The organism is Sphingomonas sp. 77B, assembly GCF_056497825.1.
The window spans coordinates 1,177,795-1,202,749 of sequence record NZ_JBWMBY010000001.1 but is presented as its reverse complement, the minus strand read 5'-3'; the positions used below and the strand labels follow the sequence as shown (position 1 = coordinate 1,202,749).

At 66.7% G+C, this 24,955-nt stretch carries 17 protein-coding genes; 9 read left to right on the top strand and 8 right to left on the bottom strand.

What is annotated here, in order from left to right:
* Positions 1-118 precede the first annotated feature (118 nt).
* A complete protein-coding gene (locus AC1GI4_RS05420) occupies positions 119-3,571 on the top strand; it encodes a TonB-dependent receptor (protein WP_479628842.1) in 3,453 nt (1,150 codons plus the stop codon).
* A 258-nt stretch (positions 3,572-3,829) separates the two neighbouring features.
* On the opposite strand, the gene AC1GI4_RS05415 is transcribed toward AC1GI4_RS05420, so the two are convergent.
* From AC1GI4_RS05415 to AC1GI4_RS05405, 3 genes are all read right to left on the bottom strand, one after another.
* Positions 3,830-4,408, bottom strand: a complete 579-nt coding sequence (locus tag AC1GI4_RS05415) for a hypothetical protein (protein ID WP_479628841.1) — start codon at positions 4,406-4,408, stop codon at positions 3,830-3,832.
* Positions 4,409-4,513: 105 nt separating this feature from the next.
* A complete protein-coding gene (locus AC1GI4_RS05410) occupies positions 4,514-6,817 on the bottom strand; it encodes a glycoside hydrolase family 31 protein (RefSeq protein WP_479628840.1) in 2,304 nt (767 codons plus the stop codon).
* Positions 6,818-7,027: 210 nt separating this feature from the next.
* Entirely contained in the window at positions 7,028-9,076 is a 2,049-nt protein-coding gene (locus tag AC1GI4_RS05405; RefSeq protein ID WP_479628839.1) for a phosphocholine-specific phospholipase C, read from the bottom strand.
* Between the two features lie 313 nt (positions 9,077-9,389).
* Here AC1GI4_RS05405 and AC1GI4_RS05400 point away from each other — a divergent pair, with 313 nt between their 5' ends.
* From AC1GI4_RS05400 to AC1GI4_RS05370, 7 genes are all read left to right on the top strand, one after another.
* Entirely contained in the window at positions 9,390-10,241 is an 852-nt protein-coding gene (locus AC1GI4_RS05400) for a TorF family putative porin (protein WP_479628838.1), read from the top strand.
* Positions 10,242-10,350: 109 nt separating this feature from the next.
* A complete protein-coding gene (gene kdpF, locus AC1GI4_RS05395) occupies positions 10,351-10,440 on the top strand; it encodes a K(+)-transporting ATPase subunit F (RefSeq protein WP_037531783.1) in 90 nt (29 codons plus the stop codon).
* Positions 10,441-10,452: 12 nt separating this feature from the next.
* Positions 10,453-12,156, top strand: a complete 1,704-nt coding sequence (kdpA, locus tag AC1GI4_RS05390) for a potassium-transporting ATPase subunit KdpA (protein WP_479628837.1) — start codon at positions 10,453-10,455, stop codon at positions 12,154-12,156.
* Positions 12,157-12,171: 15 nt separating this feature from the next.
* The gene (gene kdpB / locus AC1GI4_RS05385) at positions 12,172-14,208 is read left to right on the top strand and encodes a potassium-transporting ATPase subunit KdpB (protein WP_479628836.1); all 2,037 of its coding nucleotides are present in this window, start codon (positions 12,172-12,174) and stop codon (positions 14,206-14,208) included.
* 130 nt (positions 14,209-14,338) lie between these two features.
* A complete protein-coding gene (gene kdpC, locus AC1GI4_RS05380) occupies positions 14,339-14,911 on the top strand; it encodes a potassium-transporting ATPase subunit KdpC (RefSeq protein WP_479628835.1) in 573 nt (190 codons plus the stop codon).
* Entirely contained in the window at positions 14,908-17,574 is a 2,667-nt protein-coding gene (locus tag AC1GI4_RS05375; protein WP_479628834.1) for a DUF4118 domain-containing protein, read from the top strand. The genes kdpC and AC1GI4_RS05375 overlap by 4 nt, the downstream gene beginning before the upstream one ends.
* Positions 17,574-18,257, top strand: a complete 684-nt coding sequence (locus AC1GI4_RS05370; RefSeq protein ID WP_433910031.1) for a response regulator transcription factor — start codon at positions 17,574-17,576, stop codon at positions 18,255-18,257. Before AC1GI4_RS05375 ends, AC1GI4_RS05370 begins: the two co-directional genes overlap by 1 nt.
* 135 nt (positions 18,258-18,392) lie before the next feature.
* Here the strand turns inward: AC1GI4_RS05370 and map are convergent, their stop codons facing one another.
* The 5 genes from map to AC1GI4_RS05345 all read right to left on the bottom strand — a co-directional run bounded on the left by map (position 18,393) and on the right by AC1GI4_RS05345 (position 23,035).
* Complete coding sequence (map, locus tag AC1GI4_RS05365) at positions 18,393-19,157, bottom strand: type I methionyl aminopeptidase (protein ID WP_479628833.1); 765 nt, start codon at positions 19,155-19,157, stop codon at positions 18,393-18,395.
* 1 nt (position 19,158) lies between these two features.
* Positions 19,159-19,365: a ParD-like family protein gene (locus tag AC1GI4_RS05360; RefSeq protein WP_294269196.1), complete on the bottom strand. Its 207-nt coding sequence runs from the start codon at positions 19,363-19,365 to the stop codon at positions 19,159-19,161.
* A gap of 43 nt (positions 19,366-19,408) precedes the next feature.
* On the bottom strand, positions 19,409-19,768 hold the full coding sequence (locus AC1GI4_RS05355; protein ID WP_294269194.1) for a YbaN family protein: 360 nt from the start codon (positions 19,766-19,768) through the stop codon (positions 19,409-19,411).
* Between the two features lie 98 nt (positions 19,769-19,866).
* On the bottom strand, positions 19,867-21,987 hold the full coding sequence (locus tag AC1GI4_RS05350; RefSeq protein WP_479628832.1) for a S9 family peptidase: 2,121 nt from the start codon (positions 21,985-21,987) through the stop codon (positions 19,867-19,869).
* Positions 21,988-22,048: 61 nt separating this feature from the next.
* Entirely contained in the window at positions 22,049-23,035 is a 987-nt protein-coding gene (locus tag AC1GI4_RS05345) for an alpha/beta fold hydrolase (RefSeq protein ID WP_479628831.1), read from the bottom strand.
* A 369-nt stretch (positions 23,036-23,404) separates the two neighbouring features.
* Here AC1GI4_RS05345 and AC1GI4_RS05340 point away from each other — a divergent pair, with 369 nt between their 5' ends.
* Positions 23,405-24,919 carry an MFS transporter gene (locus AC1GI4_RS05340; RefSeq protein WP_479628830.1) on the top strand — a complete coding sequence of 505 codons (1,515 nt, stop codon included), beginning with the start codon at positions 23,405-23,407 and terminating at the stop codon, positions 24,917-24,919.
* Positions 24,920-24,955 lie beyond the last annotated feature (36 nt).

Below are 24,955 nucleotides of genomic sequence, written 5' to 3'. Positions count from 1 at the left end.
ATCTTGTCGAAATGTTGCTGGTAGCGCAATCATGAGTCGGCGGAACGTGTCGCAAGGCACGATCGCGACCTAACTGCGCGACGCCAATGGGGCGCGCGAAAAGGGGGGGATGACCATTATGCGCAGCACTGCGCCGCTCACTGCCAATGCCAATCGTTTTAATCGGCTCCTGCTCGGCGCGTCCGCCGGTGCGCTGTGCATCGCCGCGCTGGCCACACCCGCTTTCGCGCAAACGACCGATCCGGACCAGAGCGCCAGTTCCCCGACCGGCGCCGTCGCGGGTCAGGGTACGGCCGGTTCGACCACGCCGCGCACCAGCGCCAGCGTACAGGCGGCCGGAGCGCAGCCGCCCGCGGGCGATGAGGCCGACAACGGCAAGGACATCGTCGTCACCGGCATCCGCCAAAGCCTGGCGAATGCGCAGACGATCAAGCGCAATTCGGACACCGTCGTCGACGCGATCACCGCCAGCGACATCGGCGCGCTGCCCGACCGTTCGGTGACCGAAGCGCTGCAGCGGGTGCCCGGCGTGTCGATCAGCCGCTTCGCCGCCGCCAACGATCCCGACCACTTCTCGGTTGAAGGTTCGGGCGTCGCGGTGCGCGGCCTGACCTTCGTCCGCTCCGAATTCAACGGCCGTGACACCTTCTCGGCCGGTATCGGTGGGCAGGCGATCAACTTCTCGGACGTCCCCGCCGAGCTGCTCGGCTCGGTCGAGGTGTACAAGAACGCCACCGCCGAACTGATCGAGGGCGGTCTGGCAGGGACCGTCAACCTGAACACCCGCAAGCCTTTCGACAACAAGGGCTTCCACCTGGGCTTCACGGCTGAGGGCAATTACGGCGACTTCAAGAAGAAGTGGTCGCCGACCGGCTCGCTGCTGGTCAGCGATACCTGGGATACGGGCATCGGCCGCTTCGGCCTGCTCGGCAACCTGTCCTATTCGCGCGTCCGCAGCCGCGCGGACAGCATCCGCATCACCAACATCCAGACCCGCGACAACACGCTGGCGCTGGCGGCCAACTCGACCACGGCGCAGAACTGCCGCAATCCGCTGCCCGGTACGGTCGACCAGACCACGCTGCCTGTCGGCGGCGCGACCGGCTTCGCATGCGGCGCGGCGAGCACTCCCGGCGCGGACGGCTATCTCGATCCCGCATCGCTGCGCTACGCCCCGATCGGTGGTCAGTTCGCGACGCAGGAGTTCGATCGCAAGCGTGACGGCATCGCATTGGCGGGCCAGTGGCAGAGCACCGACGAGCGCACCGTTCTGACCGCGCAGTTCCTGCGTACCCACACGGTCAACAACACATCGGAGCGGACCTTCGAGACCGCGCCCGATCTTGCCGAGTACAACACCTTCCCGGTCGGCTGTCTTCAGAACAACGCGGGGCCTGCCAATTCGACGATCGCGCAGTGCCCCACCGGCACGACCAAGAACTATGTGTACGACGGCGGCGGCCTGTTCCAGTCGGGCTACATCACCGCACCGGGCAATGGCTATCGCGCGTCGTGCAGTGGTCAGGCAACCTGCTGGGTTCCCACCGGCGGCACGCAACAGTCGCTGGCGCGTGGCATGACCCGCGACGAGAATACCGTCACCGATTTCGGCCTGAACCTGAAGACCCAGCTCGACGATCACTGGTCGGTTAATTTGGACGGCGACTATACCCGTGCCAAGAAGACGAGCACCGATTTCCGCGTGTTCGGCTCGACCTTCGCCGACTCCGAGCTGGACCTGTCGGGCAATCTCCCGGTCGTGATCCCGCACAAGCCATCGACCCTGCAAGCCAGCTGGGCGACGCCCAATCCGACACTGAACCAGCAGACCGATGCGCAATATTTCGCCAATCGCAACGTCCAGTTCTGGCGCGCGGCGATGGACCATCTGGAGGACAGCGTCGGTCGCGAATATGCGTTCAAGGCGGATGTCGACTACAAGTTCGACGATGGCGGCTTCTTCACCCACGCCAAGTTCGGCGCACGCTACGCCGATCGTTCGTCGCAGGTTCGTTACACCACTTACAACTGGGGCGCGCTGTCGGAAGTCTGGTCGGGGAGCAATCCGGTCTCGTTCGCACAGGCGCCCGGCCAGACCGAGCTTTATACCTTCCCGAACTTCTTCCGTGGCGCGACCAACGGCGCTCCGTCGGCTTATTATTACACGGGTGACCTGAGCGGAAATTATCAGCAGTCGGCAGCTTATATTCAGTCGATCGGCAATCTGTGGAAGACCGCCAACGGTTCGACCGCGACGACCTGGTCGCCGCTGGCACAGCGTGCGGGCGTTGTCTCCGGTACGCCGTACCTGCCGTCGGAAATCCAGGACGTGTCGCAGCAGGACAAGAATGCCTATGCGCAGTTGAACTTTGCTACGCCAGGTAACCTTTTCGGCAATGTGCGGATGAGCGGCAACGTTGGTGTCCGTTACGTCCTGACCGACGTCACTTCGGCAGGTTCGATCGGTGCCCCGACGCAGCAGCAGACCGGCACGACCGATGCGTTCGCCACCCGCTGCGCACCGCAGCCGGTGACCCAGAACGGTCAGCCTGTGTTGCAGAACGGCGTTCCGCTTGTGGCCGTTCCGGCTGGCATCTGTCAGCTCGGTCAGGCCGGATATAACGCGATCCAGCAATTCTCGACCGGCATCACCACGCCCGACACGGCGCGCAGCCAGTATCATTACTTCCTGCCCAGCGCGAACCTGAAGTTCGGCATCGGGCGCGACGTGGTGCTGCGTCTGGCGGCGTCGAAGGTTATGACCCGGCCGGATTTTGCGAATATCCGCAACTTCCTGCAGCTCGGTTTTGACACCAACAGCGGCCAGATCACAGCAACGGCGGGCAACCCGTATTTGAAGCCCGCGACGGCTTGGCAGTTCGATGCGACCGTCGAATGGTATTTCGCTCGTGTCGGCCAGCTGTCGTTCGACGTCTTCTACAAGTCGGTACAGAACTTCTTCTACCAGTCGCTGACCAACCGCTCGATCACCAGCAACGGCATTACCCAGTCGGTGCTGGTGCGTGGCCCGGCCAACTATGACGGCACCGGCAAGATCAAGGGCTTCGAGGCCGCGTATCAGCAGACCTTCGACTTCCTGCCAGGCCTGCTCAGCGGGTTCGGCGCCAGTGGCAGCTATACCTATATCGATAGCTCGGGCCTGCCCAACTCGTTCCTGAACGGTGGTGCTCCGGCCAGCACGTCGAACATCAAGCCGGGTAACATCCCGCTTGAAGGTCTGTCGCGGCATACGGTCAACGCGGCCCTGTTCTACGAAAAGGGTCCGGTCTCGCTGCGTGCGGCGTATAACTGGCGTTCGAAGTATCTGCTGACCCCGGCGGACGTGATCTTCCCGTACACCTCCATCTATCAGGATGCGGGCGGGCAGCTCGACGCGTCGGCATTCATCAACCTGAACAAGTATTTGAAGATCGGCGTACAGGGCGTGAACCTGGCCAATCAGGTCATCAAGACCGAGCAGGCCTATATCAGCGGTTCGACTGCCACCGCGCCGCGCTCGTACATCGTCAACGACCGCCGCTTCTCGTTCGCGATCCGCGGCACCTTCTGATCCGGTTGACCGGCCGGGCCCTTTGGGGTTCGGCCGGAATAACGGACGAAAAAAACCGTCCGCTTCCGGTTTGGAGGCGGGCGGTTTTTCATGTCGGGGGACGGTCCTACCCTCCGTTCAGCCTGAGCGAAGTCGAAGGCCAAGGGGAGAGCTGCTCAAAGAGGTTCGGGCGAGGCATGCACTTCGACTTCGCTCAGTGCGAACGGGGCTTGAGATTGGCAGCAGCCGGGGCGATCCCATATCGCCCCGGCCGCTTGGTCAGTTATGCGGCAGTTGCGACCGATCGAAACCTGGTCCCAAGTCGAGCAGGAAGGCTGGGCCGACCTCGATCACCTGTTTGGCACCCGCGAGCTGGACCGTGATGTTCGCCTTGCCCGCCGCATAAGCCTGATTGGCGACGCCGGAGACGTAATAACGCTTCCAGGTCGGGCCGACCATCACCGGCTCGGTGGCGATGGGGGTATAGGGTGGTTCTGATCCGCCCGCGCCGATAGGGATCGTCACCGGCGCGGCGTCGGTGGCGCCCGGCGCGCGCAGGAAGACCATGATCAGCATCGTGTCGCCTGCCGCGATCGGCTTGATCGTGGGATAGGCCGCACCGCTGTCCCAGGGATTGGCACCCGCCTTGCCGACCTTGATCTGCACGGCATTGCCGCCCGGTACGTCGGGGGCGGGGACCTGCCTGGCGGTCTGGTTGGGGCCGTACGGGGCCCAGCCGATGCCGGGCGCGTTCACCGCCTTGTCGAAGATGCTGGGCTGGGCCGCTGCGCTGGGGGCCGTCTGCTCGGCCGCTCCCGCTGGCAGGGCCGCGATCAGCAGGGCTGCAAATCCGATCATGATCCTTCTCCTCCTCTTTGGCCGGTTTGTCCGGTCCCTCCACAAAAACGATTGTATCCGATGGGTCAGAAAAAGCCCGGCCCCCTGTGGGAGCCGGGCCTGATCTTACTGTCCGACGATCTTGACGAGCGGTTCGACCGACTGGCTCGTGGGCAGGCGGCCACTGGCAGTCAGGCGGCGGGCGCTGTCGTCCCAGCGCAGGGTTGCGCTGTGTCCACCCGTCTTGCGCCACGCGTTGGTCGTGCCGTCATCGTCGTAGAGCGTGAAGCTGGCGTCGCGGCCCGGATAGACGCGGATGCTCTCCAGGCTTTGCGCCGTCGCTGTGCTGGGAACCTGTACGCCCATCGGCACGATCGAGCCTGCCCGGACAAATAGCGGGATATGATCGATCGGCGCTGCCGCCTCGATCCACTGGCCGCCGGTGTAGCGCTTGTCGGTCCACCAGTCATACCAGTCGGCGCCTGCGGGTAGGTACACCCGGCGCGTGGTCTGCCCCTGTTCGGTCACCGGCGCGACCAAAAAGGCGGGGCCGAACATATATTCGTCGCCCAGATCCTTGACCGCCGGATCATTGGGGAAGTCCATGAACAGCGCGCGCATGAAGGGCGCGCCGGTCTGGCTGGTCTGTCGCCCCAGCGCATAGAGATAGGGCATCAGCGCGTAACGCAGCCGCAGGATGTTCGCCAGGATCGGCTCGGCGGCGGTGCCATAGTCCCACAGCGCGGTGCCCGGCCGCTGGCCATGGATGCGCAGCGTCGGGGTGAAGGCGTTATACTGGAACCAGCGGACGAACAGCTCCGGGTAGTCGCGATAGGAGGGCGCCATCGCGGTCGCCCCTGCCGGGTCGACCAGCACCGGGCGTTGCGCCTCCGGCCCGTTGGGCCATTGCCAGCCGCCCGTGTCGCTGGACCAATAGGCGATGCCGCTGGCGGTCATGCCGAGTCCGGCGGGCACCTGCCGCCGCAGGGCTTCCCAGTTGGACTGCACGTCCGACGACCAGAACAGGCAGCCATTGGTCTGCGTGCCCAGATAGGCGGCGCGGCACAGTATCAGGTTGCGCTTGTCCGGCCAGTCGCGCGCCGATCCTTCGGCGACGCTGGAGGTGTGGAGCAGTGGATAGACGTTGCGATACCGATCGCCCGACCCGATCGAAAAGAAATGCCCCTCGGGCACCAGATCCGGCTCGGTCTCGTCCAGCCAGGCATAGTCGAAGCCCTGGGCAAAGATGTTGTCGCGGATCTTGTCCCAGAACCAGGCGCGCGCCTCCGGATTGGTGCTGTCGATCAGCGCGCCTGCGCGGTCGGAGCGGATCGGCAGGCCGTCGACCGGATTGTCGTCCTTGTCCTTCATCAGCCAGCCCTTGGCGGCGAGCGTGTCGAAATACCGGCTCTCGCGCTCGAAACGGGGCCAGATGCTGATGATGCTCTGCATCCCCATCGACTTGAGATGCGCGTTCATGCCCGCCGGATCGTGAAAGGCGGTGCGGTCGATGTCGAGCTGCCCCATCCGGGTCCAGTAGAACCAGTCGAGCACCATGATGTCGAGCGGCAGGCCGCGTTTGCGATAGCCGTCGGCGATCTCGGTCAGCTGGCCCTGCGTCTCGTAGCGCGCCTTGCTCTGGATCAGGCCGAAGGCGGCCTTGGGCGGCAGCGGCGTCGCGCCGGTCAGGCGGGCATAACCGGCGTACAGTTCGTCGGTGGTCTTGCCCGCGATTACGAAGAAGGACACCCGCTCCCCGACGTTCGAGGCGAATTTGGTGGCGTTCAGCAGGCCCGGCGAGACGGTGGTCGCGGACGGATTGTCCCACAGGATCGCATAGCCCTTGTCCGTCACCATGAACGGCACGCAGACGGACTCGCCGCCGGGGCGGTCATAATCGTGGCGGCAGTCGATGGTCCGCCCGCGAAGGTCGAGCACACCGTCCTGATACTGGCCCAGCCCATAATAATGGGTCTCGGGCGTGTCTGAGAAGCTGGCGCCGACGCGGAAGGTCTTTTCGCCCGAGACGGTGTGCGGCGCTTTCTCCCAGCCGTTCATTCGGGTCAGCAGCTTGCCGTCCACCCCTGCGAAGCTGATCGAGACGGGCGGTAGCGAGGGCGCGAAGTAGCGCTCCATCTGGCTGGGCGGCTTGGGCCAGGGTTGCGCGGCGACCGTGACGGTCATGCCGGGCGAGGCGAAGACGTCGCCGCCCGCATCGGTGCGGTGCGACCAGCCGCTCGCGTCGCTCTTGGCAATCAGGCCATAGCCGGGCTTGGCCTCCGCCTCGGTGCGGTCGGTGGCGATGGTGACGCGGACGATGCCGGGGGCATAGGGTTCGACCGAGACGAGTGCGCCGTTACGATCGACGGTACCCAGCGGATCGGCCCCGAGTGCCGCCGGGGCGACGCCTGCGAGCAGGACCGATGCCATGCAAACCCAACGCCCGTGTCGACCGGACACCGTGGCGCGCGCTTTGCCCCGCATGAAACATCCCCCCCCAATACCGAAAATTATTTGTGTGATCGCTACCCTATCGTTGCGCCTGCGGACGGGGAAGAGGAAATGGAGCCCAATTTTGCACCCCTCCCCTTCAGGGGAGGGGCTCAGCGCAATTGGATTTGATGCCGTCTTGCTCGAAGGTCAGGCGGGGAACGGATCGCTGACCGTCGCACGGCCCGGGCGGTCATGCCGTCCGGCCAGTCGCAGGCGGTACCGCGGGTCGCTGGCGCGGGTGAGCGTCACATCGTACCAGCCCAGATCGGCGTCGAGCGACCAGCGGTGGCGACCGGGACTGAGCGGGCGGGGCGGGGGCGGCGCCTTGCCGACTTCGAGGCGGAGGATGGACAGGTCGCCCAGGCCGGGCGGGACGGTCAGGGTCAGGCCCTCGTCGCCGACGCGGTGCTGCACATCGGCAAGTCCGTCTCCTCCGGCAAAATGGCGGTGAAAGCCGTTCGGGCCAAGCACCCAGAGGTCATGGGCGGTCGGCCAGACATGCTCGATCTGCGTGCCTGTGGCCAGCACATAGCGACGCGGGGCCCGGTCCAGCGCGTGCCGGTCATAGACATGGAAGACCGCGCCCGCCCCCTCGGCCGAAAAGCGCAGGCGAACGCCCGCCGGATCGACGATACGCTGTACGTCGAGGCGATAGGGCAGGGGGCGGGCGCGACGGATGCCGGGCTCTTGGGCAGGTGCGCCGGGGGAGGCGGGGGCCTGCGGGCTGACCTGTCCCTTGATCGCCGCTGCGCGTGTCGCCTGCCCGCGCGGATCAGGCAGGCTGGGTGTCGTGGTATCGCTCCCGGCAAAGTCGAACGCGCTGGTCAGGTCGCCGCACACCGCACGCCGCCATGGGGCGATATTGGGTTCGTGAAAGCCGAACCGCGCCTCCAGGAAGCGGATGATGCTGGTGTGGTCGAACGCTTCCGAATTGACCCAGCCGCCCCGGCTCCAGGGCGAGACGACGTACATGGGCACGCGCGGACCCAGGCCATAGGGGCGGCCGCGATAGGCGGGCTTGTCGACATCGGCGTCGCCGGTCGAGGGCACGTCGTGATAGGCCCCCGCCAGGTCGACCGTCGATCCGCCGAGCATCTGGCCATCGGCTCCGCGCGACGGCGGAGCAGGCGGGGGAACGTGATCGAAAAAGCCGTCATTCTCGTCGAACATCACGAACAGCGCGGTGCGCGCCCAGACCTTCGGATCGGCGGTCAGCGCGTCGAGCAGTTCGGCGGTATAGGCTGCGCCCTGCGCCGGGCTGGAGGGGTTGGGGTGCTCGGACCCGGCGGCGGTGGCGATGACATAGGACACCTGCGGCAATCGCCCGGCCAGCATATCGGCCTTCAGCACGTCCAGCCCGCGCGTGGTCAGCGCCCGGTCCTTCAGTTCGGGGTCGCCGCGCCCGTGATAGGCCTCGCGATAGGCCTGGAAGCCGACCAGCGGATTGTCGGTGAAATTGTCCGCCATGTCCTGATAGATGCGCCAGTCGATCCCCGCCGCCTGCATCCGCTCGGGCACGGTGGTCCAGCGATACGGATCGGCCGCGCCGCCATTCTCGACGAAGCTGTCGTGCGAGTTGCCGATGGCGGGACCGCCCGACTGGCCCAACGGATCGTTGGTGCCCGTCCATAGGAACAGCCGGTTGGTGTTGGTCCCCGTCTGGACCGAGCAATGATAGGCGTCGCAGAGGGTGAAGGCCTCGGCCAAAGCGAACTGGAAGGGCAGGTCGGCGCGGGCATAATGGCCCATGGCGCGCTGATGCTTGGCTTCGGGCCAGTGTGCCATGCGGCCTTCGTCCCAGGCGGCCTGCGCATCGGGCCAGGTGTGCGGCGTGCCCGCCATGCGCATCAGCGCGAACTCTTTGTCGGTGTCGAGGTGGAAGGGCGAGACGAGGCGGGGACCGCCCTCGGCCTTGCGGTCCAGTTGCTGCCAGACGGTGCGCGGTTCGCCGTCCGGTGATGCCACCGGAATGGGAAAGCGGTCGGCGAACCCGCGCACGCCGCGCATCGTGCCGAAATAATGATCGAAGCCGCGATTTTCCTGCATCAGGATGACGACATGCTCGACATCGCGGATCGTGCCGGTGCGCCGGTCGGGCGCAATGGCGGCGGCGCGGGCGATGGCCGGGGGCAGGGCGGCAGTTCCGGCCAGGGCGGCAGCGGCGGAAAGGAGGGAGCGGCGGGAGACGGTGACCATGTCCTGCCATGGCCGACATCGTTGACGTTTTGGTGACGCAAATCATTTCCTCCCCTGCAAGGGGAGGTGGCGCGCGCAGCGCGGCGGAGGGGTGTCCCGCGCGGTAAGAATCTACCACCCTCGCAACCGGGTACACCCCTCCACCAGCTTTGCTGGTCCCCCTCCCCTTGCAGGGGAGGAATGTGGGGCCTTCTATACGCCGTCTATATGCGAAACCGGGGGATCGCCCTCGAATTGCTACGGCGCTCGGGCCTAATTGCTCGGCCCTGGAGGTCGCCCCACTCATCCCGGCGGCCTGTCCATAGGGGCATATATGAAGACCATCATCCTTAGCGCCGCCACGGCGCTGTTCGTGCTTCCGGCCGCTGCATCGGCGCAGACCGCCGAGACCGCGCCGCCGCCGCCCGTGACCGTCAGCGGCTCGGCCGCGATCGTCTCCGACTATCGCCTGCGCGGCATCTCGCAGTCGGACGAACACATGGCGGTGCAGGCGGGCATCACGGCGACTCATAAAAGCGGCGTCTATGTCGGCACCTGGGCGTCGAACCTGGCGGGGTGGGGAACCTTCGGCGGCGCGAACATGGAGCTGGACCTGATCGGCGGCTACAAGACCAGGATCAGCCCGACCGGAACGCTCGACGTGGGCCTGACCTGGTACATGTATCCGGGCGGCGCGAACAAGACCGACTATGCCGAGCCTTTCGCCAAGCTGTCGGGCACGACCGGCCCGGTCTCGCTGACCGCCGGTGTCGCCTATGCGCCCAAGCAGCAGGCGATCGGCAAATGGTACAATAACGGCGCCAGCGCCGCCGCAGGCGTCTATGACCGTCCCGGCGCCAAGAGCGACAACCTGTACCTCTGGGGAGACGGCGCGGCCGCGATCCATGGCACGCCGTTCACCGCCAAGGCGCATATCGGCCATAGCTGGGGCATGGACGGCCTGGGCCCCAACGCCACCGCCCCGACGCCGACCGGCGATTATTGGGACTGGTCGCTGGGCGCGGACACCAGCTGGCACAACCTAACGCTGGGGCTGGCCTGGGTCGACACCAACATTTCCGACCGCAAGGCCGCCTATCTGCGGCCGAGCTTCAGCAAGGGGCAGGACGGCACTGGCAACATCGCGGGCAGCACCTTCCTCGCCACCCTCACCGCCGGTTTCTGAGGAGCATCGCACATGGACGATCTGATCTGGCTGTCGGTCATGGCGGGCTTGGTGGCGGCGACGCTCGCCTATGCCCGCCTGTGCGACCATGCGTGAGGAGGGCTGAGCCATGACCCTCGACCTCTGGCTGGCGGCGCTGACCGCGCTCGGCCTTCTCGTCTATCTGGTGGCGGTGCTGATCCGCCCCGAACGTTTTTAAAGGGGCGGCATCATGACGCTTCAAGGATGGGCCCTGATCCTGGGCTTCGTCGCGATCCTGCTCGCGCTGACCAAGCCGGTCGGCGCGTGGTTGTTCGCGCTCTATGAGGGGCGGCGCACGCCCCTGCATGTCGTTCTCGGCCCTGTCGAGCGCGGCTTCTACAAGATGGCGGGGATAGACCCGGACGCGCAGCAAGGCTGGCGGCGTTATGCGCTGCACATGCTGATTTTCAACGTCGCGTTGATGATCCTGACCTATATCGTGCTGCGCGTGCAATATTATCTGCCGGGCAATCCGCAGGGGCTGGCCGGGCTGACCCCGCATCTGGCGTTCAACACCGCGATCAGCTTCACCACCAACACCAACTGGCAAAGCTATGGCGGCGAGTCGACCATGTCGAACCTGTCGCAGATGCTCGGCCTGACCATCCACAACTTCCTGTCGGCGGCGACCGGCATCGCGCTGGCCTTTGCGCTGTTCCGCGGCTTTGCGGGGCGCGAGACGAAGAATCTCGGCAATTTCTGGGCCGATGTGACGCGCATCACCCTGTACCTGCTGTTGCCGCTCTGTGTCGTCTATACCCTGTTCCTGATCGCCAGCGGCGTGCCGCAGACGATGGCGGGCGTCGTCAGCGTCGACACGCTGGAGGGCGTGCGCCAGTCGATCCTGCTCGGCCCGGTGGCGAGCCAGGAAGCGATTAAGATGCTCGGCACCAATGGCGGCGGCTTCTTCAATGCCAATAGCGCGCATCCATTCGAGAATCCGACCGCGCTGACCAACTTCGTCCAGATGCTGTCGATCTTCACGATCGGCTTCGGCCTGACCTGGTGCTTCGGCAAGGCGGTCGGCAACACGCGCCAAGGCTGGGCGATCCTGTCCGCCATGATCCTGCTGTTCCTGGGCGGCGTGGCCGTCTGCTACTGGGCGGAAGCGGCGGGCAACCCCGTGCTGCACCAGCTGGGCGTCGCGGGCGGCAATATGGAGGGCAAGGAGGTCCGCTTCGGCGTCGCTGCATCCGCCCTATTCGCGGCCGTCACCACGGCGGCGTCGTGCGGCGCGGTCAATGCGATGCATGACAGCTTCACCGCGCTGGGCGGCATGATCCCGCTGTTCAACATGCAGTTGGGCGAGGTCGTGATCGGCGGCGTCGGGGCTGGCATCTACGGCTTCCTGCTGTTCGCCATTCTGGCCGTGTTCGTCGCAGGGCTCATGGTCGGTCGCACGCCCGAATATGTCGGCAAGAAGATCGAGAGCCGTGAGGTGAAACTCGCCGTCCTCGCCATCGCCGTCCTGCCGCTGTTCATCCTGGGCCTGACCGCGTTGTCCTGCGTCACGGGGCAGGGGCTGGCGGGGCCGCTCAACAAGGGGCCGCATGGTTTCGGCGAGATCCTCTATGCCTTCACCAGTGCGGTGGCGAACAACGGCTCGGCCTTTGCGGGCCTGACCGCCTCGACCCCCTGGTATGACGGTCTGCTGGGCGTCGCCATGTGGGTGGGCCGCTTCTTCATCATCGTGCCGATGCTCGCCATTGCCGGAAGCCTCGCCGCGAAGAAGCATGTTCCCGCCTCCGCCGGGTCCTTCCCGACCACGGGTGTGCTGTGGGTCGGTCTGCTCGTCGGCATCGTGCTGGTGCTGGGCGGCCTGACCTTCCTGCCGAGCCTCGCCCTTGGTCCCATCGCCGATCATCTCGCGATGATCCGCGGTCAACTCTTCTGATCGGGAGCGCCTGTCATGGCCCATTCCTCCACCAAGAGCCTGTTCACCGCCGAGCTGGTGCTCCCGGCGATCAAGGCCTCGTTCGTCAAACTTTCCCCACGCGAGCTGATCCGCAACCCGGTGATGTTCGTGACCGCGGTGGTCGCTGCCCTGCTGACCATACTGCTCATCGTCGGGCATGACGGGCTGACCACCGGCTTCAAGCTGCAACTGGTCGTCTGGCTGTGGCTGACCGTGTTGTTCGGCACCTTTGCCGAGGCGCTGGCCGAAGGGCGTGGCAAGGCGCAGGCGGCTTCGCTTCGCGCCGCGAAGGCCGAACTGACCGCCAAGCGGCTGAAGGGGGCTGGCCAGGAGTGGGAAAATGTCCCCGCCAGCGCGCTCAAGATCGGCGACGTGGTGCTGGTCGAGACCGGCGACCTCATCCCCTCGGACGGCGAAGTCGTCGCGGGCGTGGCCTCGGTCAACGAAGCCGCGATAACCGGCGAAAGCGCGCCGGTGATCCGCGAGGCGGGCGGCGACCGTTCGGCGGTGACGGCGGGCACGCGCGTCATTTCCGACGAGATCCGGGTGCGCGTCACCGTCAATCCGGGCCAGGGTTTCCTCGACCGCATGATCGCGCTGGTTGAGGGGGCCGAGCGTCAGAAGACCCCGAACGAGGTCGCGCTGACCATCCTGCTCGTCGGTCTGACCATCATCTTCCTGATCGCGGTCGGCACCATTCCGGGCTTTGCCTCCTATGCGGGCGGCAGCATCCCGGTGGCGATCCTGGCGGCGCTGCTCATCACCCTGATCCCGACGACCATCGCCGCGCTGCTGTCGGCGATCGGTATCGCGGGCATGGACCGTCTGGTCCGCTTCAACGTGCTCGCCAAGTCGGGCCGTGCGGTCGAGGCGGCGGGTGACGTCGATGTGCTGCTGCTCGACAAAACGGGCACCATCACCATCGGCGACCGTCAGGCGAGCGAGTTCCGTGCCGTCGGCGGCTCGGACGTGGATGCGCTGGCCGAAGCCGCGTTGATGGCCAGCCTGGCCGATGAAACCCCCGAGGGCCGCTCGATCGTCGTCCTGGCGCGCGAGCAGTTCAAGGTCTCGGTCGCCAGCCTGCCCGTGAATGCCGAGGTCATTCCCTTCACCGCCCAGACCCGCATCTCGGGCGTGAGGATCGGCGACCGGCTGATCCAGAAGGGTGCGGTCGACTCGATCCTGCGCGCTCATCCGGGTGTGGGTGAGACGGCGGCGGCAACCCAGCTGCGCCGGATCACCGACGAGATCGCCCGAGCGGGTGGTACCCCGCTGGCGGTGGCGGAAAACGGCCGGTTGCTGGGCGCGATCTTCCTGAAGGACGTGGTCAAGGCGGGCATTCGCGAACGCTTCGGCGAGCTGCGCCGCATGGGCATCCGCACGGTGATGATTACCGGCGACAATCCCCTGACCGCCGCCGCCATCGCGGCCGAGGCGGGCGTGGACGACTTCCTCGCCCAGGCGACGCCGGAGGACAAGCTGGCGCTGATCCGTCAGGAACAGCAGGGCGGCAAGCTGGTCGCCATGTGCGGCGATGGCACCAACGATGCGCCGGCTCTGGCGCAGGCGGATGTCGGCGTCGCGATGAACACCGGCACCCAGGCCGCGCGCGAAGCGGGCAACATGGTCGATCTGGACAGCGATCCGACCAAGCTGATCGAGGTCGTCGGCCTCGGTAAGCAGCTGCTCATGACGCGCGGCGCGCTGACGACCTTCTCGGTCGCCAATGACGTGGCGAAATATTTCGCGATCATCCCGGCGATGTTCGTGGCGCTCTATCCCGGCCTCGGCGTGCTGAACGTCATGGGTCTGGCGACGCCGCAATCGGCGATCTTGAGCGCGATCATCTTCAACGCGCTCATCATCCCGCTGCTCGTGCCGCTGGCGCTGAAGGGCGTCGCCTACAAGCCGATGGGGGCGGGGCCGCTGCTCGCCCGCAACCTCGCCGTCTATGGCCTAGGCGGCCTGATCGCGCCGTTCGTCGGCATCAAGATCATCGACCTTGTGGTCGGTGGCCTAGGGCTGGCGTGAGTTGAGCGCATAAGCCCCTCCCCTTCAGGGGAGGGGTAGGGGGTGGGGCGTCGCCGCGAACGAAGCGCCTGTGGAAAGGCCCCACCCCAACCCCTCCCCTGAAGGGGAGGGGCTGAGAGAAGGAAATATCATGAATACGGACATTACCTCCGCTTTCCGACCCGCGATCGTCATGACGATCCTGTTCGCGATCCTGCTCGGCTTGGTCTATCCTCTGGCCATGACCGGCATCGGACAGACGATCTTCCCGCATCAGGCCAATGGCAGTTTGGTGCAGGTCGGGGGCCGCGTCATGGGCTCCGAGGTCGTCGGCCAGGCGTTCGTCAGCGACCGTTATTTCCAGACGCGCCCCTCGGCGGCGGGCAAGGGCTATGACGGGCTGGCCTCGTCGGGCTCGAACCTGGGGCCGACCTCGCAAGCCTTGGCCGACCGGGTGAAGGCGGACGTCGCCAAGCGCCGTGCCGAGGGTGTGATGGGCGATATGCCCGCCGACCTCGTGACGGCCAGCGGCTCGGGCCTCGATCCCGATCTGTCGCCCGAAGCCGCGCTGGTGCAGGCGACCCGGATCGCCCGCGTCCGTAACCTGCCGGTCGAGCAGGTCCGCGCGCTGGTCGTCGCCGAGACCGAGGATTCGGTGCTGGGCGACCCGCATGTCAATGTCCTGGCCCTTAACCGCGCACTGGACGCAACACCCGCGCGATGACGGGAGGCGAGCCGCGCCCCGATCCCGATGCCCTGCTGCGCGCCGCCGAGCGTGAGGGGCGCGGCCGCCTGAAACTCTTCCTCGGGGCAGCACCGGGCGTCGGCAAGACGTTCGAAATGCTGTCCGAAGGAGCGGCCCGCCGCCGCGACGGCGTCGATGTCGTCGTCGCGGTCGTCGAAACCCATGGCCGCGTCGAGACCGAGGCGCTGGTCCGGGGGCAGGAGGTCATGCCCCGCCGTGCCGTCCCCTATGAGGGGCGGACACTGCACGAGATGGACATCGACGCCGTGCTGGCCCGCGCGCCCCGCCTCGCGCTGGTCGACGAACTGGCGCACACCAATGCGCCGGGCAGCCGCCATCCCAAACGCTATCAGGATGTCGAGGAACTGCTGGCGGCGGGAATCGACGTCTATTCCACCGTCAATATCCAGCACGTCGAAAGCCTGAACGACGTCGTCGCCAGCTTCACCCGTGTCCGCGTGCGCGAGACGGTGCCCGACCGCATCTTGGAAGCCGCTGAGATCGAGGTGGTCGACATACCCCCCGACGAGCTGATCGAGCGGTTGAAGGCGGGCAAGGTCTATCTGCCGCAGGAAGCGACACGCGCGCTGTCGCACTTCTTTTCCAAGTCCAACCTGTCGGCCTTGCGCGAACTGGCGCTCCGGCGCGCGGCGCAGGCGGTCGATGCGCAGATGCTTGACCATGTGCGCAGCCTCGGCGTCGGCGGGCAATGGGCGGCGGGCGAGCGGCTGGTCGTTGCGGTCAGCGAGCTTCCCGGCGCCGACGAGCTGGTCCGCGCCGCCAAGCGTACCGCCGATGCCCTGCGCGCGCCCTGGACGGCTTTGTTCATCGACACGCCACGCACCGCGACGCTGGGCGAGGCGCAGCATCGGCGGCTGGCCGCGACCATGACACTGGCGACGCAGCTTGGCGCCGCGGTCGCGACGGTCCCTGCGCCCAGTGTGGTCGAGGGCATCCGCGCCTTCCTGACCGATGCGCGCGCCACCCAGCTGGTGGTCGGCAAGGCCAAGCGCTCGCGCTGGTTCGAGCTCCGTCACGGATCGGTCGTCGACCGGCTGGTGCGCGAGACGCCGGGCGTTACCGTCCATGTCCTGCCGGTCGGCGAAGCGCCGGTCGAGCGCGAACGGACCCGGCGGCGCGGGCAATGGGGATCGCCCATCGGCTATGGCCTGACGCTGCTCGGCGTCGTGGCGGTGACCGCGCTGGCGAGCGCGCTGTTCCATATCCTGAACCTCGGCAATGTCGCGCTGCTCTATCTGCTGCCGGTCATGGCGGCGGCGAGCCTCTACGGCCTGCGCACCGGGCTGTTCGCCGGCATCGCGTCGAGCCTGGCCTACAACTTCTTCTTCCTGCCCCCCGTGGGCACGCTGAGCGTCAGCAATCCAGAGAATATCATCTCGATCTTCGTCCTGCTGGGCGTCGCCGTCGCGACCAGCCAGCTGACCTCGCGGGTGCGCGCACAGGCCGATCTGGCGGCGAGCAGTGCGCGCGACAATGCGACGCTGGCGGGCTTTCTCCATCGCCTGAGTGGTCTGGCCGACCCGGCCGAGGCGGCGCGTGTCATCTGCGAGGATATCGCCCGGCTGTTCGAGGTGCAGGCCGTGCTGCTGACCCCGTCGCCCGCCGGGCTGGCGGTGCAGGCGGCGACCAAGCCCGACTATCGGCTGGAGACGATGGAGATGGCGGCTGCGCACTGGGCGTTCGACACCGGCACGCCGGCGGGCAAGGGCTCGGCGACGCTGGCCGCGTCCGAATGGCTGTTCCAACCGCTGAAGGCGGGCAACCGGACGCTCGCCGTATTGGGGCTGGCGCGCGAGGCGGGCGGCGAGCCGGTACGCGCCGATCGCCTGCCGCTGCTGACCGGGCTGATCGATCAGGCGGCGCTGATCCTCGAACGACTAAGGCTGGAGGCGGAGGTGCGTGACGTGGATGCGGTGCGCACCCGCGATCGCTTACGTGCCGCGCTGCTCTCCTCGGTCAGCCATGACCTGCGCACGCCGCTGACGGCCGTGATGGCCGCCGCCGCGCAACTGCGGCAGGGCGCGACGCCCGACCTGATCGCGACCATCGAGGGGGAGGCCGCGCGGCTCAACCGTTTCGTCGCCAATCTGCTCGACATGGCCCGCGTCGAGGCGGGGGCGCTGAAGCTCAAGATCGAGGCGATTGATCTCAGCGACGCGGTGACCGGCGCAGCACATGACGCCCGCCGCGCGCTGGAGGGCCATTCGGTGCGGCTTGACGTGCCGCCCGACCTGCCATTGGTCCGCGCCGATCCGCAACTGCTGCATCATTGCCTGCTCAACCTGCTCGACAATGCCGGGCGCTACGGCGATCCGGGCACCGAGATCGTGATCGAGGGGCGGCATCGCCACGGCACGCTGCGGCTGTCGGTCCTCGACCATGGCCCCGGCCTGCCGCCAGGCCGGGAAAACGAAGTGTTCGAGACGTTCCGGCGGCTGGAAGGCTCCGACCGGGTGGCGGGCGGCACGGGTCTCGGCCTCGCCATCGTCAAGGCCTTTGCCGAGGCCATGGGTCTGGGCGTAGAGGCGGGCAATCGCGAGGATGGCGAAGGGGCGATGTTCACCCTGTGCTTCCCGCGCGACCATATCATGCGCGACGGCGCACCGGAGGGAATGGCCTGATGCCCGCGACGATCTTGGTGGTGGACGACGAAGTCGCGATCCGCCGCCTGCTGCGCAACACGCTGGAACAGGCGGGGCATCTGGTGGTCGAGGCGCGTGACGGGCGCGAGGCGCTGGCGCGCGCGGCGGCCGACCATCCCGACGCGGTGCTGCTCGACCTGGGGCTGCCCGACCGCGACGGGTTGAGCCTGATCCCGCTGCTGCGCGGGGCGGAGCGGGTGATCCTGGTCGTTTCGGCGCGCGAGGCGACCGAGGAGAAGGTCGCCGCGCTCGATCTGGGCGCGGACGACTATGTCACCAAGCCGTTCGACAGCGAGGAGCTGCTGGCGCGACTGCGCGTGGCGCTGCGCCACCGGCGTGCGGCGGAGGCCGCGCCGTCCGTGGTGCGGACGGGCGACCTGACGATCGATCTCGACCGGCGGATGGTGACGCGCGGTGGTGAGGAACAGCATCTGACCCGCAAGGAATATGATGTGCTGGCGATGCTGGCGCGGCATCCCGGCCGGGTGGTGACGCATGACAAGATCATCGACGCCGCCTGGGGCGGGGACGAGGACCCGCGCATCGACTATCTGCGCATCGTGGTCCGCAACCTGCGCCAGAAGCTGGAAGCGCCGCAGCCGGTGGGCAGCGTCATCGCGAACGAACTGGGCGTCGGGTATCGGTTGCGGGTCGAGGGGTGAAAAATCCTCCCCGGCACGGGGAGGGGGACCAGCGAAGCTGGTGGAGGGGGTGTGCCATAAAGGACGTACCTTGCGGCCAGCCCCCTCCGTCAGCGCTTCGCGCTGCCACCTCCCCGTGCCGGGGAGGATTATAGATCAACCCACTTTCTCCCCCGTCCGCAGGGTCAGCACCTCGACCCCGGTCCTCGTCACCGCGACCGTATGTTCGAACTGCGCAGAGAGCTTTCCGTCATCGGTCACCACCGTCCAGCCATCGTCGCTGGTCGACACCTTGCTCGTGCCCTGGTTTATCATCGGCTCGATGGTGAAGGTCATGCCTTCGCGCAAAGCGACGCCGGTGCCCGGCCGCCCGAAATGCATCACATCGGGTGCCTCATGCATCTCGCGCCCGATGCCGTGGCCGCAATAGTCGCGGACGACCGAATAGCCGTTCGCCTTGGCGTGCTTCTCGATTGCTGCGCCGACATCGCCCAGCCGCGCGCCGGGGCGGACCTGGCGGATGCCCTTCCACATGGCTTCCTGCGTCACGCGGACGAGCCGTTTTGCACCCGGAGAGACGTCGCCAACCATATAGGTCTTGCTGGAATCGGCGATGAAGCCGTTCTTTTCCAAGGTGATGTCGAGATTGACGATGTCGCCGTCCTTCATCACGTCCCCGGCGTTCGGCACGCCGTGGCAGACGACCTGGTTGATCGAGCTGTTTAGCACATAGGCAAAGCCATACTGCCCCTTGCTCGCCGGCCGCGCCGACAGGTCGTGGGTGATGTAGCGCTCGACCAGGTCGTTGATCGCCAGCGTGGACATGCCGGACAGTCTCACCCCGTCGAGCATCTCGAACACCTGCGCCAGCAAGCGCCCGGATACGCGCATCAGCGCCAGCTCTTCCGCCGTCTTGACCATGTCAGGCGACCAGCGGTTGCGGCAGGGGGATGTCGGCGGCGGCCATCTGCGCCTTCACGATCTCGTGGAAGCTCAGCGTCGGATTGGCCTCGGCCAGCATGCCCATCTTCATCCAGAACTCGGCCTGCGCGTTGATCGATCGGCACATGACGGTGCTGACGCGGCGGACCTCTTCGTGAAGCTGGTCGTCGATTTTTACGATACCCATATATGAAACGTGTATGCTTCGTATATCGCGCGTGCAAGCCCGATCAGGCGGTCGGACGGGTCAGGACGAAGGCCCCACAAGCCACCATGACGGCTGCGACCAGCAGCGCCAGCGGCCAGTGCGGCCGGGCCGCGAGCAGGAACAGGCCGTACCCCAGCGCCATCCCGCCGCACGCCATCACCTTGCCCCGCCGCCCGATCGCGCCGTGCTCTCGCCACGCGCGCAAGGTCGGGCCGAAGCGCGGATGGCCGAGCAGCCAGGCCTCCAGCCGGGGCGAGGAGCGCGCGAAGCATCCCGCCGCCAGGATCAGGAAGATCGTCGTCGGCATCAGCGGCAGGATCGCGCCGATCACGCCAAGCGCGACGAACAGGCACCCCAGGATGAGCCAGCCGAGCCGTATCATGCGGGATGCGTAGCGGGGTGTGGGGGTGGGGGGAAGGCTGGTTTCAGGCACGGCCCCATCACCAAGAAGCACGCCCCCTCCCGCCTGCGGGAGGGGAGTCAGAACGAAGGTTGCGACCCCGCCACCCCCAGCTGCGACAGCATGAACGCCTGCCACTCGACATTCTGCCGTATCCGCTCGAACCGCCCGGACTTGCCGCCATGACCGGCCTCCATGTTCACCCGGAACAGCAGCGGGTTGGCGTCGGTCTTCTTGGCGCGGAGGCGGGCGACCCATTTGGCGGGTTCGTAATATTGCACCTGGCTGTCCCAGAGGCCGGTCCCGACATAAAGCGCCGGATACGCCTTGGCCGCGACATTGTCGTAGGGCGAGTAGCTGAGCATATAGTCGTAATAGGGCTTGTTCGCCGGATTGCCCCATTCGTCATATTCGAACGTCGTCAGCGGGATCGAGGCGTCGAGCATCGTCGTGACCACATCGACGAACGGCACCTGCGCGATGATGAGCTTGTAATCCTGCGGCGCCATGTTGGCGACGCCACCCATCAGCAGTCCGCCCGCACTGCCGCCCATCGCCGCCACCCGGCCGGGCGCGGCATATTTCTGCGTGACCAGATAACGCGTCACGTCGATGAAGTCGGTGAAGCTGTTCTTCTTGTTGAGCAGATGGCCGTCGTCATACCAGCCGCGCCCCATTTCCTGCCCGCCGCGGATGTGCGCGATGGCATAGACCACGCCCCGATCGAGCAGGCCGATCCGCCCCGGATCGACGCTCGGATCGGTCGAGATGCCGTAGCTGCCATAGGCATATTGGAAGAGCGGGGCGGTGCCGTCGCGCTTGACCCCCTTGGCATAGACCAGCGACACCGGGATGCGCGTGCCGTCGCGGGCGGGTACCCAGACCCGCTCGGTAACGTAGCGCGACGGGTCATAGCCGGGCACCGGCGTCACCTTCAGCGTGCGGCGCTCGCCGGTACGGGCGTTGACCTCATAGGTCGTGGTCGGCGTGACGAGCGAGCCGTATGTATAGCGGACCCAGGGCGTGTCCGGCTCTTCGTTGGTCGACAGGCCCATGCGATAGGCGGGTTCGTCCGCCTTGACCGGGATCGATCTGCCCGCATCGGTCAGCAGGCGGATCATCCGGTTCCCGCCCTCGCGCTGGTCGATCGCGACGAAGCCGTTGAACGGCTTGAAATCCTCGATGAACACGGTGCCGCTGCTGGGCACCAGGTCGCGCCACGCCGCTACGCCCTTGGCCAGATCGCCATCGGCCAGCATCACCAGCTTATAGTTCTTGGCACCGCGATTGGTGCGGATGATCCAGCGGTTGCCCAGATGGTCGGCGCCGTAGCGGAACTCGCGTTCGCGCGGGGCGATGACGGTGAAGGCGGTCGGCTGCGTGGCGGAGGCGCAGCGTTGTTCGTCGCTGACCGTGCTCTGGACGCTGATGCAGATATAGCGGTCGTCGGTCGTGCGGCCGATCCCCATGTTGAAGGTGTCGTCCTTCTCCTCATACAGCATCCGGTCGGTGCCGACCGGCGTACCAAGCACATGCGCCATCACGCGATAGCCGCGCAGCGTCGTCGGGTCCTTGGCGATGTAGAGCAGGGTGCGATTGTCCGCCGCCCAGACAATGTTCGGCTCGATGTTGGAGATGGTGTCTTCATGGACACGCCCGGTCGCGATGTCCTTGACCTTCAGCACATATTGCCGCCGCCCGACCGTGTCTTCGGCCCAGGCGACCAGCCTGTTGTCCGGGCTGACCGCCCAGTCGGACAGCGAGAAGAAGCTGTGTCCCTTCGCCATGGCGGGCTGGTCGAACAACAGGACGGCGGGGGCGGTGGCGCTGCCCAGGCGGCGCTCGATCAATGGATAGTCGGCGCCGGTCGCGAAGCGGGACGAATACCAATAGCCGTTCTTCCGGTAAGGGACGCTGCTGTCGTCCTGTTTGATATGCGCGACCGTCTCTTCGTAGAGTTTCGCCTCCAATGGCTTGAGCGCGGCCAGTTGCGCATCGGCATAGGCATTCTCGGCGTTGAGATAGGCGAGCATCTCCGGGTTCTTGCGGGTGTCGTCGCGCAGCCAGTAATATTCGTCCTCACGCGCGCCATTGGGCGAGGGGACCTGATGCGGCTTCTTGGCCGCGACCGGCGGGGTTGCCTGTTGCGCCAGGGCAGGCATTGCCAGCGCCATCAATCCCGTTGCCGCCCACCACCGCATCGCCGTCCCCCCTTTGCCAGAAGATGGCAGGATGGCGTCGGGACCGTGCCTTCGCAAGCACTTATCCGGGGGCTGCGTCCTTAGTCCGCGTACAGGCGAAGCCGATCGCGGCGGCCAGCAGCCCGGCGGCGGCGACCCCGGCGGCGATCTTCCAGGGACGATGCTCCGCCTCGGCCTCGACGAACAGGTCCATCAAGTGGCGCGTGACCGCCTCCGGGTTCTCCCGCTGGGGGAAGTGACCGACGCCGGGCAGCGCGACCATCTTGAACGGGCCGGTGAACTTGCCGGACACGTCGCGCGCGGTGGCGGGCGGGTTCACGCCATCGACCTCGCCATGAAGATAGAGCGTTGGCAGCGACAGGGTCCTGGTCGCCTTCACCCGGTCGGCCAGCCAACGCCCGCGCGGGTCGGGTTGCGCCTCGTCCCAGCGGGCGCGGTAGCTGTGGATCGTCACCGCGGGCCAGTCGGGATTGTCGAAGGACTGGGCGACCCGGTCGAAGGTCGCCTCGTCGAACCAGCCCGGCGGCGACCAGTCGACCCAGTGGATATGGGCAAAGCCGCGCCGGTCGTCGCGGACGGCTTGTGCGCCGCGTCGGGTCGCCATGAACCAGTGATACCATTGCCGCTGCGCCTGATCGAAGGGCGGGGTCGGCATGCCCCCCAGGCGCGGCGGCGTGCTGAGCATCGCCAGCTTGCGCACCCGTTCGGGCCAGCCGATCGCCAGCGCCTCGGCGATGTTGCTGCCCCAGTCATGCCCCGCGACCATGAAGCGATCGATACCCAGCGCGTCCATCAGCGCGATCGCGTCCAGCGCCAGGATCGCGCTGTCGCCGGTGCGGGGCGTATGGTCGTAGCGGAATCGTGTCGCGCCGAACCCGCGCAGGGTCGGCACCACGACACGCAACCCCGCCTGGGCCAGGCGGGGTGCGACCCGGTCCCAGCTGGTCGCATCGTCAGGCCAGCCATGGAGCAGCAGCACGGCTGGCGCGTCCTGCGACCCGTACAGGTCGCAGGCGATGGTGAGGTGGTCGGTGGTGATCGTCGGCATCGGCGGAAATAGATCCTTTGCTTGGACCGTTTCCAAACCCCGGCGGCTTCGTGCCGTTCCGTTTGTGTGGTGGCGACCGGGGGCGATCCGGGCGGATCGCGGGGTGAGCGGTGGCTCACGGACAAGGGTCGGAAGACCTTCTATTCCTCCCCTGCAAGGGGAGGCGGCGCGCGTAGCACGTCGGAGGGGTGTCGCCCCCATCGAGAGGATTACACGCCTCCGTCAGGCCTTCGGCCTGCCACCTCCCCTTACAGGGGAGGAATGGGGAATCTTAAGTTCCGACAGCAAAACTTCGTCACGGGCCTTGATCGGACGGGCCGCTATCGCGTTTTAGGACATTGGGGGTGCGCGATTGACGAATGGAATGACATGCGGTGGCGACGGCGTAACCTGGCCTCGATGAGTGCGGATGTGAATGACGGGCTGGCCCCCGGTGTCGAGGCGGTGACCAGCGGTGCCCCCCGCTCCGCCGAGCCGGTGCAGACCCGCGGCTACCGGGTGATCGCGCTGGTCGTCGCCTCCGCGCTGTTCATGCAGCAGCTGGACGGCACCGTGTTGACCGTCGCGCTTCCCACCATGGCGCGCGATCTGGCGACCCCCGCCACCAGCCTCAGCCTTGCGCTGACCAGCTATCTGCTCGCACTCGCACTGTTCATTCCCGCCAGCGGGACGCTGGCCGACAAGTTCGGGTCGCGCACCGTTTTCTGTTCGGCGATCGGGGTGTTCTTGCTCGGATCGATCCTGTGCGCCCAGTCGGGATCGCTGCACACCCTGGTCGCCGCGCGTTTCCTGCAAGGGATCGGCGGCGCGATGATGGTGCCGGTGGGGCGGCTGGTCCTGCTGCGCAGCGTCGCCAAGGCGGACATGGTGCAGGCGCTGTCCTGGCTGGTCATGCCCGCACTGATCGGGCCGATCCTGGGACCGCCGCTGGGCGGGTTCATCGTGACCTGGCTCGACTGGCGCTGGATCTTCTATCTCAACATTCCGATCGGCGTCATCGGCATGATCGGCGCTTGGATGCTGGTGCCCGAGGTGCGCGGCGATGCGCGGTTGCGGTTCGACGTGTCGGGCTTTTTGCTGTCCGGCATAGCGCTCGGCTGCCTGTTGTTCGGATTCGAGCTGGCGAGCCGCCCCGGCACCGGGTGGATCGCGCTCGTACTGCTGATCGTCGGCGCGGTCTTTGGCTGGCTTTACATCCGCCACGCGAAGCACACGACCGACCCGATCCTCGACCCGACGCTGATGCGCGTGCCGACCTTCCGCCTGTCGGTGATCGGCGGCTCGCTGACCCGCATCACCCAGGGCGCGCAGCCCTTCCTGCTGCCGCTGATGTTCCAGCTCGGCTTCGGGCTCAGCGCGGCCAAGACGGGGACGATCACCATGGCGGGCGCGGTGGGGGCGCTAGCGATGAAGGCGCTGGCGCCGCGCGTGCTGCGCCGCTGGGGCTTTCGCCGCAGCCTGATCGTCTCGGGGCTGGCGAGCAGCGCGGGTTATGCGACCTGCGCGTTCTTCCGCCCCGACTGGTCGATCCCGCTCATCACCTTCATCCTGGCGCTGTCGGGCTTCTTCACCTCGTTCCAGTTCACCGGCTTCAACGCCATCGCCTATGCCGATGTGGACAAGGAGCGGATGAGCGCGGCGACGAGCTTCTATGCGACCTTCCAACAGCTGACCCTGTCGCTGGGCATCTGTACGGCGGCGACCGTGTTGCAGCTGGGTTCGCTGATCGAGGGCAAGGGCGGGCCGACGCTGAACAGTTTCTCGGCGGCTTTCATCGTGGTGGCGGTCATTTCCACCTCGGCGGTCATCTGGAACCGTCGCTTCGCGCCCGACGCGGGGGCGGCGATGAGCGGCCATCATGGAAGCGGGGATAGCGACGAATGACGGATATTTAATGTCGTTCCCGTTCAGCAACAATCC

Bases quoted from the DNA above. Each gene is read 5' to 3' on its own strand.
- AC1GI4_RS05420 (WP_479628842.1), top strand. From the start codon at position 119: ATGCGCAGCACTGCGCCGCTCACTGCCAATGCCAATCGTTTTAATCGG.
- kdpC (WP_479628835.1), top strand. From the start codon at position 14,339: ATGAATACGGACATTACCTCCGCTTTCCGACCCGCGATCGTCATGACG.
- AC1GI4_RS05415 (WP_479628841.1), bottom strand. From the start codon at position 4,408: ATGATCGGATTTGCAGCCCTGCTGATCGCGGCCCTGCCAGCGGGAGCG.
- AC1GI4_RS05375 (WP_479628834.1), top strand. From the start codon at position 14,908: ATGACGGGAGGCGAGCCGCGCCCCGATCCCGATGCCCTGCTGCGCGCC.
- kdpB (WP_479628836.1), top strand. From the start codon at position 12,172: ATGGCCCATTCCTCCACCAAGAGCCTGTTCACCGCCGAGCTGGTGCTC.
- AC1GI4_RS05360 (WP_294269196.1), bottom strand. From the start codon at position 19,365: ATGGGTATCGTAAAAATCGACGACCAGCTTCACGAAGAGGTCCGCCGC.
- kdpF (WP_037531783.1), top strand. From the start codon at position 10,351: ATGACCCTCGACCTCTGGCTGGCGGCGCTGACCGCGCTCGGCCTTCTC.
- AC1GI4_RS05340 (WP_479628830.1), top strand. From the start codon at position 23,405: ATGCGGTGGCGACGGCGTAACCTGGCCTCGATGAGTGCGGATGTGAAT.
- AC1GI4_RS05345 (WP_479628831.1), bottom strand. From the start codon at position 23,035: ATGCCGACGATCACCACCGACCACCTCACCATCGCCTGCGACCTGTAC.
- AC1GI4_RS05410 (WP_479628840.1), bottom strand. From the start codon at position 6,817: ATGGCATCGGTCCTGCTCGCAGGCGTCGCCCCGGCGGCACTCGGGGCC.
- AC1GI4_RS05355 (WP_294269194.1), bottom strand. From the start codon at position 19,768: ATGATACGGCTCGGCTGGCTCATCCTGGGGTGCCTGTTCGTCGCGCTT.
- AC1GI4_RS05405 (WP_479628839.1), bottom strand. From the start codon at position 9,076: ATGGTCACCGTCTCCCGCCGCTCCCTCCTTTCCGCCGCTGCCGCCCTG.
- map (WP_479628833.1), bottom strand. From the start codon at position 19,157: ATGGTCAAGACGGCGGAAGAGCTGGCGCTGATGCGCGTATCCGGGCGC.
- kdpA (WP_479628837.1), top strand. From the start codon at position 10,453: ATGACGCTTCAAGGATGGGCCCTGATCCTGGGCTTCGTCGCGATCCTG.
- AC1GI4_RS05350 (WP_479628832.1), bottom strand. From the start codon at position 21,987: ATGCGGTGGTGGGCGGCAACGGGATTGATGGCGCTGGCAATGCCTGCC.
- AC1GI4_RS05400 (WP_479628838.1), top strand. From the start codon at position 9,390: ATGAAGACCATCATCCTTAGCGCCGCCACGGCGCTGTTCGTGCTTCCG.
- AC1GI4_RS05370 (WP_433910031.1), top strand. From the start codon at position 17,574: ATGCCCGCGACGATCTTGGTGGTGGACGACGAAGTCGCGATCCGCCGC.